At 70.6% G+C, this 9,618-nt stretch carries 9 protein-coding genes; 4 read left to right on the forward strand and 5 right to left on the reverse strand.

The annotated features are described in order from the left end of the window. Both MFF30_RS24225 and MFF30_RS24230 read left to right on the forward strand, forming a co-directional pair. A partial coding sequence (locus MFF30_RS24225) for a TniB family NTP-binding protein (RefSeq protein WP_238282732.1) occupies positions 1-735 on the forward strand: 735 nt, incomplete at its 5' end. A gap of 15 nt (positions 736-750) precedes the next feature. Continuing rightward, positions 751-2,721: a TniQ family protein gene (locus MFF30_RS24230; RefSeq protein ID WP_238282735.1), complete on the forward strand. Its 1,971-nt coding sequence runs from the start codon at positions 751-753 to the stop codon at positions 2,719-2,721. Between the two features lie 478 nt (positions 2,722-3,199). Here the strand turns inward: MFF30_RS24230 and MFF30_RS24235 are convergent, their stop codons facing one another. After that, positions 3,200-3,811: an FMN-dependent NADH-azoreductase gene (locus tag MFF30_RS24235; RefSeq protein WP_238282737.1), complete on the reverse strand. Its 612-nt coding sequence runs from the start codon at positions 3,809-3,811 to the stop codon at positions 3,200-3,202. A gap of 76 nt (positions 3,812-3,887) precedes the next feature. Here MFF30_RS24235 and MFF30_RS24240 point away from each other — a divergent pair, with 76 nt between their 5' ends. Continuing rightward, positions 3,888-4,310: a winged helix-turn-helix transcriptional regulator gene (locus MFF30_RS24240; RefSeq protein WP_354466207.1), complete on the forward strand. Its 423-nt coding sequence runs from the start codon at positions 3,888-3,890 to the stop codon at positions 4,308-4,310. Here MFF30_RS24240 and MFF30_RS24245 read toward each other — a convergent pair. The 4 genes from MFF30_RS24245 to MFF30_RS24260 form a co-directional block, all read right to left on the reverse strand. Continuing rightward, positions 4,298-5,446, reverse strand: a complete 1,149-nt coding sequence (locus MFF30_RS24245; RefSeq protein WP_238282740.1) for a spore photoproduct lyase family protein — start codon at positions 5,444-5,446, stop codon at positions 4,298-4,300. The two genes, MFF30_RS24240 and MFF30_RS24245, sit on opposite strands and share 13 nt — an antisense overlap. 59 nt (positions 5,447-5,505) lie before the next feature. Further along, complete coding sequence (gene rsmD, locus MFF30_RS24250) at positions 5,506-6,063, reverse strand: 16S rRNA (guanine(966)-N(2))-methyltransferase RsmD (RefSeq protein WP_238282741.1); 558 nt, start codon at positions 6,061-6,063, stop codon at positions 5,506-5,508. Beyond that, positions 6,060-8,012: a pseudouridine synthase gene (locus MFF30_RS24255; protein WP_238282743.1), complete on the reverse strand. Its 1,953-nt coding sequence runs from the start codon at positions 8,010-8,012 to the stop codon at positions 6,060-6,062. Before MFF30_RS24255 ends, rsmD begins: the two co-directional genes overlap by 4 nt. A gap of 725 nt (positions 8,013-8,737) precedes the next feature. Then, on the reverse strand, positions 8,738-8,941 hold the full coding sequence (locus MFF30_RS24260) for a CsbD family protein (protein ID WP_056474959.1): 204 nt from the start codon (positions 8,939-8,941) through the stop codon (positions 8,738-8,740). Between the two features lie 157 nt (positions 8,942-9,098). Here MFF30_RS24260 and MFF30_RS24265 point away from each other — a divergent pair, with 157 nt between their 5' ends. Then, positions 9,099-9,587 (forward strand): nucleoside deaminase, encoded by a 489-nt coding sequence (locus MFF30_RS24265; protein ID WP_238282742.1) that lies wholly within the window; start codon positions 9,099-9,101, stop codon positions 9,585-9,587. The last annotated feature ends 31 nt before the right edge of the window (positions 9,588-9,618 follow it).

A 9,618-nucleotide genomic window follows, 5' to 3' on the forward strand; every position in this document is an offset into this window, starting at 1 on the left:
GGAACGGATCTCGTCGTCGTTGCCGACGACGAGATCCGTTCCGTCGTCCACGTCACCCTCTCCGCCAAGGCGACGATCAAGACGCTCGGCTCGGACATCCTGGAGGAGTACGAAGATCCGGAATTCGAGGAGGGCACGGCCACCAAGCTCCTGAGGCGCGCCGCCAACCACATCGAGAAGGCCAAGACGGATCTGCTCATCCTCGACGAGGTCCACCACCTCATCGACAACGACAAGGGCGGCACCGTGGCCATGAGCGTCGCGGAGACGATCAAGAGGATGCTGATCCGCGGGGCCTGCCCGGTGGTGCTGGTCGGCACCGAGCAGGCCATGCCCCTCATCACCAAGAACGTCCAGCTGCAGGGGAGGGCCTACAACCCCGTCATCGCCCGACCCCTGGATCTCGCGACCAAGACCGGCCTCGCCGAGTTCCGGGACCACTGCGTCGGGTTCGATCTCATGCTGGTCAGGCACAGGATCTTCCGGAAGCCCTCGGGCCTGGTCGTCGGCGACGTTCCCGCGTTCGCCTACGACGTCAGCGGCGGCATCATCGGCCTGGCGAGCCGGCTGTTCGAGATCGCGTCCGAGAAGGCGATGGTCCGGGGCGGCGACAGGATCGAGGACCGGGACCTCTCGTCGGCCGTCGAGGACTGGGCGATCCCCTTGGGCATCACCGACCACAACCCGTGGACGCACGGCCGGAAGCCCCTGAAGTCGAAGAAGGCGGGAACCTGAGAACCGGGGGCGGACATGGACCTTTCGAGATACCCCCTGACCGTTCCGGGCAAGCGCGGCCTCCTCATGAGGCCGCTGTCGTTCCGCCCGGACCCGCCCCCGGCCACCGGGGAAAGCCTGTTGGGGCTCATGGCGCGGGCCGTCGAGCGCAATCGATTGAGCGCGCTGACGCGGCTCCTCCGCCTTGCCGACGTCGATGGCGGGACATCCATGCGGTCGTCGAGCCTGACCGTCGACGAGGCGACGCGCCTCGCCTTCGTCATGAAGGTCGGCGTGGCCGAGGTCCTGGGACGGCTTCACCGCGAACCGGATGTCCGGGTCTCCAAGGGCGACTGGATCGACTTCTTCGGCGTGACGATGCGGGCCCGATACAGGGAGACGTCACGCCGGCGGGTCTCCCCGCGGGCCCTCCGGCTGTCCCCGCATCACCGTGCGATCCACGACCTGAAGCCGTTCTCCTTCTGCCCCGAGACCATGGAGACGCTCATCGACGCCTGCCCGGTCTGTCGTAGGCCCCTCGGCTGGTCCATCACCCGCGGCATCCAGTTCTGCGAGCGCTGCCTCGACAACGACGAGCCGACCGTCGACCTGCGGGACCACCCCCAGCCCCTCGTCGAGGTCTCGGACGACGCCGCCCTCCGATTCGTCGCCGACCTGGTCAATCCGGAACCCGGCATCCGAGCCAAGGCCGTCTCGAACGCCGATCCGCTCCTTCGCCAGTCAGATCCGGGCGAGCTTTTCGAACTCGCCATCGTCCTCGCCAGGGCATCGTCGACCGATCCGGCAGCCAATGCCCAGAGCATCAGGGCGCTCAGGAAGCGGGAGGATTACGACTACCTGACCCCGGAACTCCTCTCGGCGATGGGCCGGACCCTGATGGACTGGCAGAGGGGTGTGGGTGCGTTGTGCGATCAGGCCCGGCAATCGGCCGGCCTGCGCCAGGGCGTGCTCGGAACCTTCAAGGAAATCGGCCACCTCGCCAACGTCGCCAACAAGAACCGCATCGCGCCGACTCTGGCCGAGGCGTTCCGACAGGCCGTCGACGTCGACATGAGGCGCACCGCATTCTCGAACGTCGTCGTGCGTCAGCGAAGCACGCGCCACAGGTCGGACCTTCTCGATACCGCCGAGGCCGCGGCCGTGCTCGGCGTGAAGCATGCGCTGCTGCCGAGGCTCGCGGCGACCGGGGCCGTCACGGCCATGCGCGGTCCCGGCCGGAAGAAGTCGCTGATGCTCTATCGCCGCGACGAGATCGAGGCGGTCGCCGTCGTCAAGCGCGACATGGTCGAATCGACGAGGGCCGCCCGCGCCGTCGGCCTGCCCCTCGAAGCGATGGAGGCACTCGCGGACGCCGGGCTGATCGTCCGTGCCGAAGGCCCGGCGCTCCTCCTCGGAGCGTACACCACCTACTACCGCCAAGGCTCCGTCGACACCCTGGTACGGGACGTGTTCGACCGCGTGCGGCCCTTGCCGCGGTCCTCGTCGCTCCCCCGCATGACAACCGCCATGAACAGGATGCCGCCCGGATCGAAGCCGTGGCTGGACATCGTGCTGGCGTTGGCCTCCGGCGAGCTCCCGGCGTTCGCGGACAAGCGGACCCGGTTGGTGTCCGGCCTGTTCGTCGACGAGGCCGCATTGGGCGAGGTGGCGCTCCGCAAGGGGAAGGCCGCGGCCGTGGAGGGGGACGACGTCACGCTGTCGTACCGCGAGGTCGCGCCGTTGATCGGCATGCCGGCGCCGAACGTCACCTGGCTGGTGGCCGCCGGCCTGCTGGGCGCGGGCGGGACCGGGAACAGGCGCATCACGCGTCGTGACGTGAAGGCGTTCAACGAGGGCTACGCCAGCACCGCTGAGGTGGCGCGCGGACTGGGTATCCATGCCAGGAGCGTGAAGCCGACCCTGGCCTCGAAGGGCGTCGAACCGGCCGCGGCCCTTCACAACGGCAATCGCTACGTCTGGCGCCGGGCCGAGGTCTTCGGCTCGTAGGCCGACCCCGACACCATCTCCCAGATCACGGAGGCCCAGGCCAGCGTCGGGAAACGACAAGGGCCTGGGCCTTTCCATGTCGGGTGTCGGCGTCCGTCCGTCCGCCGCCGTCGGTCCGCGGACGATGGACGGCACCACCTGACCATCCCGGACGCTGCGGACGCGAAGCGCGCCCCATCCGGTCATCGGGTTTGGCTTCGCTCTTATCCTGTACCCACTGGGGGACCGCTTCGTTCTTATCCTGCAATCCCTGACGAACGAGCTTCGTCCTTATCAAGGACGAAGCATCGGCCCGGGGCATGCCGCGACGCACCGCCAGGGGGGTGTTTTCGTCGGCTTCGCCCTTATGCTGGAAATGCGGGTCCAGCTTCGCTTCTATGATGGAAACGCTTCAGGCTAAGCCGGTAGCCCTAGGGCGAAACGCTTCGCCTTTTCCCTGGACCGATATGAGAGTTGCCGGCGATCGGTCCGGCGGCCCTTAGGCCGGCGGAATGTTGCCGGCGGCCTCGAGCGCCCCGGCGAGGGCCTTCTCGCGAGCTTCCGGACCGAGGGCGATGCCCTCCGCGATCACGAATTCGGGGTTCGTCACGCCGATGAAACCGAGGACGACGCGCAAATAGGTCTCGGCATGCTCGGCCTTTGCGCTGGGAGAGCCCTCACCGTAGAGCCCACCGCGCGCCACGGCGACGATGACGCGCTTCTCCGGCACGAGGCCGACCGCGCCCTTCTCCGTATACTTGAAGGTCTGGCCCGCCACGAGGATCCGGTCGATCCAGGCCTTGAGCTGAGACGAAATCGTGAAGTTGTAGAGGGGTGCGCCGATCACCACGATGTCGGCGGCCAGGAACTCGGACAGGACCGTGCGGCCGAGCTCCACGTCGTGCTGGATGTCGGAGGTATTGGTGGCGTTGGGCTGCTGGCCTGCCAGAAAGGCGCCCGAGAGATGCGGGATCGGCTGTGCGGCGACATCCCGGTAGGTCACCGCGAGATCCGGCGCTCCGGCCTTCAGATGCGCGACGATCGCGGCCGAGACGGCGCGGCTGACGGACTGATCGCCCAGGATGCTGCCGTCGACGTGCAGGAGCTTCATGTTGGGTCCCCGGTATCAGAAGTGTACCGAGTGGCTATAGATGACCGCATCGGCAGCGGCGCAAGGAGGCACATTCGTGGAACCGGGGCACAGCGATGACACTGCGGCGGACCACGTACACCGCCCTAGCGATTGCCGGGTAGTCGGCACTGTGCTGGCGCGGATCGGCGACAAGTGGAGCATCCTCGTGGTGATGACGCTGACGGACGGACCGCGGCGCTTCAACGAACTGAAGCGTCTGATCGGCGGCATCTCGCAGCGAATGCTCACCTTCACCCTCCGGGGCCTGGAGCGCGACGGCCTCGTCACGCGGACCGTCACTCCGACGATTCCGCCGCGGGTGGATTATGAACTGACCGCCCTCGGCCGTTCCCTGCAGGCCCCCGTCCAGGCACTCGGCGCCTGGGCCTTCGCGAATCTGCCGGCGATCCAGCATGCCCGCGCCCGCTTCGATGGCGTCGATGCCGCACCGGAAACGGGCGAAGCTCAGGTCCAGTAGAGCAGGCGGGCGCCGGGAAGCTCGCGCGCGACCGCCGCGCTGATCGTCTCCCGCATGGCCTGCATGAGGTCACGCGGATAGACGTACTTCACCGAGCCGAACTTGGTGAGCTTACGGGTGCGCTCGGCCTCGCGCATCGGCAGGTCGGAGCCGGGATACCAGCCCTGTAGAACCTCCTTCGAGCCCGGCGTGAAGCGGTGGGTGATGAGTTCGACCGTCAGGTCGAGGTCGTGCACGCCCTCGAGCACGCGGGAAGCCGCGCGCAGGAGGTCCGTGTAGGCCTGCGGCCAGTCCGGCACGGGCATGATCGGCGCGATGGTGAGCCCGACCGGGTAGCCGGCCCGCGCCAGGGCGCCGAGGGCATCGAGGCGCGCGTCGAGGCTGGCGGTTCCGCCCTCGTAGCGAGCGGCCGCCCGGGCATTCACCGAGACGCGCACCCGCGTGCGTCCGCGATGGGGCAGGGCGAGGAGCGGCGCGACGGCGGCGAACTTCGTCGTGAAGCGCAGCTGTACGGGCGCGTCCCAGGCCCCGAAATGCCTGATGGCCGCCGAGAGTGAGCCGGTCAGGTGCTCGATGCCCAGCGGATCGGTGTAGCAGGAGGCCTCGAAGGTCGTGCCCTCCCGCGCCCGCGCACCTTGAGCCGAGGTGACGTTGCCATTCCCGAGATAGCCGTCGAGATTGCCCAGGATCGCGTCGAGGTTGGCGTAGGCCCGTGTCACCGGCGGCCCCGACAGGGACCCGGCCAGGTAGCAGTACTGGCAATGGGCCGGGCAGCCCTCCGCCAGATCGAAGCGCCAGTCCGCGCTCGGCGGGATCGGCTGCAATTTCAGCTTGGTCGGCGGCGCCACCACGATAGCGAGAGTCGCCTTGGCCTCGCGGTAGGCCTGGCGCGGGTCGGCGTCCCGCGTGGCGGTGATCCGATTGCTCTTGAGGCGCTCGACGGCAAGTCCGAGGCCTTCGGCTCGCGCCACCATCGCGCGACCGTGGGCCTGCTCCAGGGCGGCCGGCGTCACCACCACGCGGCGCGGCCGCCAGAGGCGTGTTTCGCGCGGGGCATCGATTGGGGTGGCATCGACCGGGGCAGCTTGGGCCGGCGCGGCGGCGTGGGGATCCGTGAGGGCGTCTTCGAGGACCATGCCGGGGGAACGCGGCGGGACGGCCCGGGGGTCCCCGCCGCGCGCAGCTTTCGCGGCGCTCAGGCGCCGTAGCGCGCGTAGGCCAGGGCGGTGTCGCCGTAGACCCGGCGCTCCAGCGCCGTGAAGCCCGTCGGCAGGGCGACCTGGACGCTGGCCGCTTCCTCGACCAGCACCAGGGCGCCGGGGGCGAGCCAGCCGCCTTCCGCCGCGCTTGTCAACGCGGCCGGCGCGAGGTCTCGGTTGTAGGGCGGATCGCAGAACACGAGGGTGAAGGTGCCGCTGGTGCCGACGGGACCGAGGCGGGTGGCGTCGCGCCGGAACAGCCGGGTCGCGCCCTCCGCACCGAAGGCCTCGATGTTCTCGCGGATCAGCGCGCGCGCCTCCGCGCCCTCGTCGACGAGGAGGGCGTAGGCCGCGCCCCGCGACAGCGCCTCGAAGCTGAGCGCGCCGGTGCCGGCGAACAGGTCGAGCACCCGTGCGCCGACGACCGCGTCGTCATAGGCATGCGCCAGGACGTTGAAGATCGCCTCGCGCAGGCGATCCGAGGTCGGACGGATCGCGTCGGTCTTCGGGGCGGCGAGGCGGCGACCACGATGATCGCCGCCGACGATCCTCACCGGCTGCCGCCGCGCGGCGGACGGCCCGCACCACCGCCGGGCTTGTTGAAGCCGCCGGGCTTGCCCGCCCCACCGGGCTTGCCTGCACCGCCTGACCTGCCGGCCCCGCCGGGCTTACCGCTATCCTTGAATCCACCTGCCTTAAAGCCACCGGCCTTGAAGCCACCCGGCTTGCCGGCGCCCTTGAAGCCGCCGCGATCGCCCTCCGGCCGGGCTCCGCCGGCCTTGAAGCCGCCGGTCCGTTCGCCGCCGCGGAAGCCGCTCGGCTTGTCACCACGAAATCCACTGGGCTTTTCGCCGCGCGCTGCGTCGGGTCGGTCGCCACGGGGGGCCGAACTCCGACCGCCGCGCTCCTCGCCCGCGAAGCGGCTGGCCTGGCTCCGGAACGGGCCGCGGGGACGATCCTCGCTGCCGGGCGGCGGGCCGCGGCGTTCGGCGCCGTCCTCGCGGGAGCGGTTCGGCCGGGGACCATCCTGGCGGAAGCCCTCGCGCGGGCGGTCCTCGTCGCGGCGCGGGGGCCGCCCCTCGTTGCCGAAGCTCCGGGGCGGACGCCCCGCATCGGCGAAACTGCGGGGCGGGCGCCCCGCCTCGGGACCACGCCGCGCCGGACGGTCGTCGGCCTGCCGAACCGTGCGGGCCGGGGCCTCCGCGCGGACCGCGCTGTCGCGGCGGTGCGGCGCGGGCGCCGGCTCCTGCGGGCTGGACTTCAGGCGCTCCACCAGCACGCGGCGCTCGCCCGTGCTGATCGCGCCGACGCGCTCGCGGCCACGGGAGGCCGCGGCCTCGCGCTCGGCCTTCGGGTCGGCGCCCCGGCGCGGGATCTTCACCCGGCGCGGCGCATCCTCCGGACGGGCCTCGTCCTCGGCGCGCCAGACGGAGCGGCGCGGACCGGCGCTGTTGCCGCCGGTGGGCACCCTGGCGGGCTTGGCCGGTGCCATCGGGCGGCTTCCGCCGCGCGACCCCTCGTCGTCATAGCCGCGCGGCTCGCGGCGCTGGGCGGCCGAGGCGCTGCGGGCAGGCTGCTTGGCCTGCTGCTTGGGCGAACCGAAGGGCGCGATCGGCTCGCGCACCGGGCTCTCGAAATCCACGCCGGCCTGCTCCGAGAGGGCTGGGCCGAGCTGTTCCTTGAGGACCTTGGTGCGGATCTCCTCGGCGAGGCCCGCCTCGAGGTCGCCGAGCTGGAACGGTCCGAACGACAGGCGGATCAGCCGGTTCACCGCCAGTCCGAGATGCTCGAGGATAACCTTGACCTCGCGGTTCTTGCCCTCGCGCAGGCCGAGCGTCAGCCAGAGGTTGTCGCCGGACGCGCGGTCCAGGGTCGCCTCGACCGGGCCGTAATCCATACCGTCGACGGTCACACCACGACGCAGCTTGTCGAGCTCTGCCTGGCTGGTGTCGCCGTGGGCGCGCACGCGGTAGCGGCGCAGCCACCCGGTATCCGGGTGGGCGATGACCTTGGCGAGGCCGCCGTCGTTGGTGAGGAGGAGCAAGCCCTCGGTGTTGATGTCGAGGCGCCCGATGGCGACGACGCGGGGCAGGTCCTCGGGCAGGTTGTCGAAGACGGTCTGGCGGCCTTCGGGGTCGCGGGCCGTGGTCACGAGGCCGCGCGGCTTGTGGTAGATCCACAGGCGGGTGCGCTCGCGGGCGGGCAGCGGCTCGCCGTCGACGGTGATCCGGTCGTCCGGGGTGACGTTGATGGCGGGCGAAGTCAGCACCCGGCCGTTCAGGGTCACGCGGCCCTGCTCGATCATCGCCTCGGCGTCGCGGCGCGAGGCGATGCCGGCGCGGGCGATCGCCTTGGCGATGCGGTCGCCCTCGGGCGTCGCGCCGTCCGCCGGGGAGGCCCCGGCAGGGGCGCTCCCGACCGATTCCGCCGCCGGCTCGACCTTCGCGGCGGGCTTGCGGCGCAGGGGCGCATCGCCCCCACGGGGCAGGGCGGCGCGCGGCATGGCGGCGTGGCGGACCTTCGGCTTTTCCTCGGCCGAGTTGCCGGGGATGCCCGCATCCGTGGCCGGAGCCCAGGGCTCGGACGGCTCGGACTTCGCCGCCGGCGCCTCGGGAACCTGTGATTCGGGCGCAACCTTGGCCCGGGCACGCTTCGCGACGGGCGCCTTCGGCTCGGGCACCGCGGGTTCGGGGGCCTGAGCCTCCACGGCCTCGACCGGTGCCGGGTCGGACGCGACGTCGTCGGCCTCCGACTTGGGCGCCTCAACCTTGGGCGCCTCAACCTTGGGTGCCTTGGATTTGGCCGTCTTGGGCTTGGCCACTTCGGACTTGTCAGCGGTGGACTTCGCCACCTCGGACTTGGCTGTGATCGACTTGGCCGATCCGGCCTTCGTCTTCGTCGCGGCCTTGGCGGGCTTCGCCGTCTCGTCTTCGAGTGCAGCCGGCTCCACGGTCTCGGCCGCGGCAGCCACCGGCGCTGCGGCCGGAATCTTCGGAGGCGCCTTGGTCTTCGAACGGGATTTCTTGGCAGGTGCGTCCGCGGCCCCGCCCATCGTGTCGTCAGTCTTGTCGGTCATGCCTGCCCCATAACAGAGCGCAGGCCGTGTTGCGAGTGATCCCGGGCGAATGCGTCGCGGCACCCCCTCGGTTTCTCTCAAAAACGCGGAAAGGCGGCTCGCGCCGCCTTTCTCACTCGCCGTTTCGAGAGCTCAAGCTCCGGAGATCGCGCTCAGAGCTTGCTCTTCACCGTGTCGGCGGCGTTCTTCACGCCGTCCTTGGCATCGCCCACGGTCTTCTGCGTCTCGCCCTTCAGCTCCTGGGCCTTGCCCTCGGCCTTGAGCTTGTCATTGTCGGTGACGTTGCCGATGCCCTGCTTGACGTTGCCGACAGCCTCGTTGGCGAGACCTTTGATCTTGTCGGTGGTGCTGCTCATCGTGCGCTCCTCGTCCATGGTTGGCGGCGTCGACGTCGTTCGACTTGGCCGCATTGCCCTTCCCAACGGCCACGTCGATGCGATGTTCCGGCCTGTAACATACAGACACCAAGTGCCGTCGGTTTCCGGCGTTCGCGCGCCGGGCTAGAACGCGGGTATGTCCGCGCCGGCCTCGCCCCCTCCCGTCTCGCCCGTGGCGACCGACGATCCGTTGAGCCTCGCCTTCGCGGCGGCGCGCCGCGCGGCGGCGGAGGGGGAGGTGCCTGTCGGGGCCGTGGTGGTGAAGGACGGCAAGGTCGTCGCGGTGGCGCACAACCGCCCGCGCGCCCTGCGCGACCCGACGGCCCATGCGGAAATCCTGGCGATTCGGGCGGCCTGCACCGCCCTCGACGACGAGCGCCTGAGCGGCTGCGACCTCTACGTGACCCTCGAACCCTGTCCGATGTGCGCGGGCGCGATCGCATTCGCGCGCATCCGCCGCCTGTACTTCGCCGCCTCCGACCCGAAGGGCGGGGCGGTGGAGCACGGGTCCCGGGTGTTCAACCAGCCGACCTGCCATCACAGGCCGGAGGTCTATGGCGGCTTCCGGGAGGCGGAAGCCGCTGGCCTCCTGCGCGCGTTCTTCGCGGCACGCCGCGAAGACTGACGCCTCAGCTTCCGCCGCCGCCCCCGCCGCC

Origin of the sequence: Methylobacterium goesingense, assembly GCF_022179225.1 — a bacterium.
In the GTDB taxonomy this organism is placed as follows: domain Bacteria; phylum Pseudomonadota; class Alphaproteobacteria; order Rhizobiales; family Beijerinckiaceae; genus Methylobacterium; species Methylobacterium goesingense.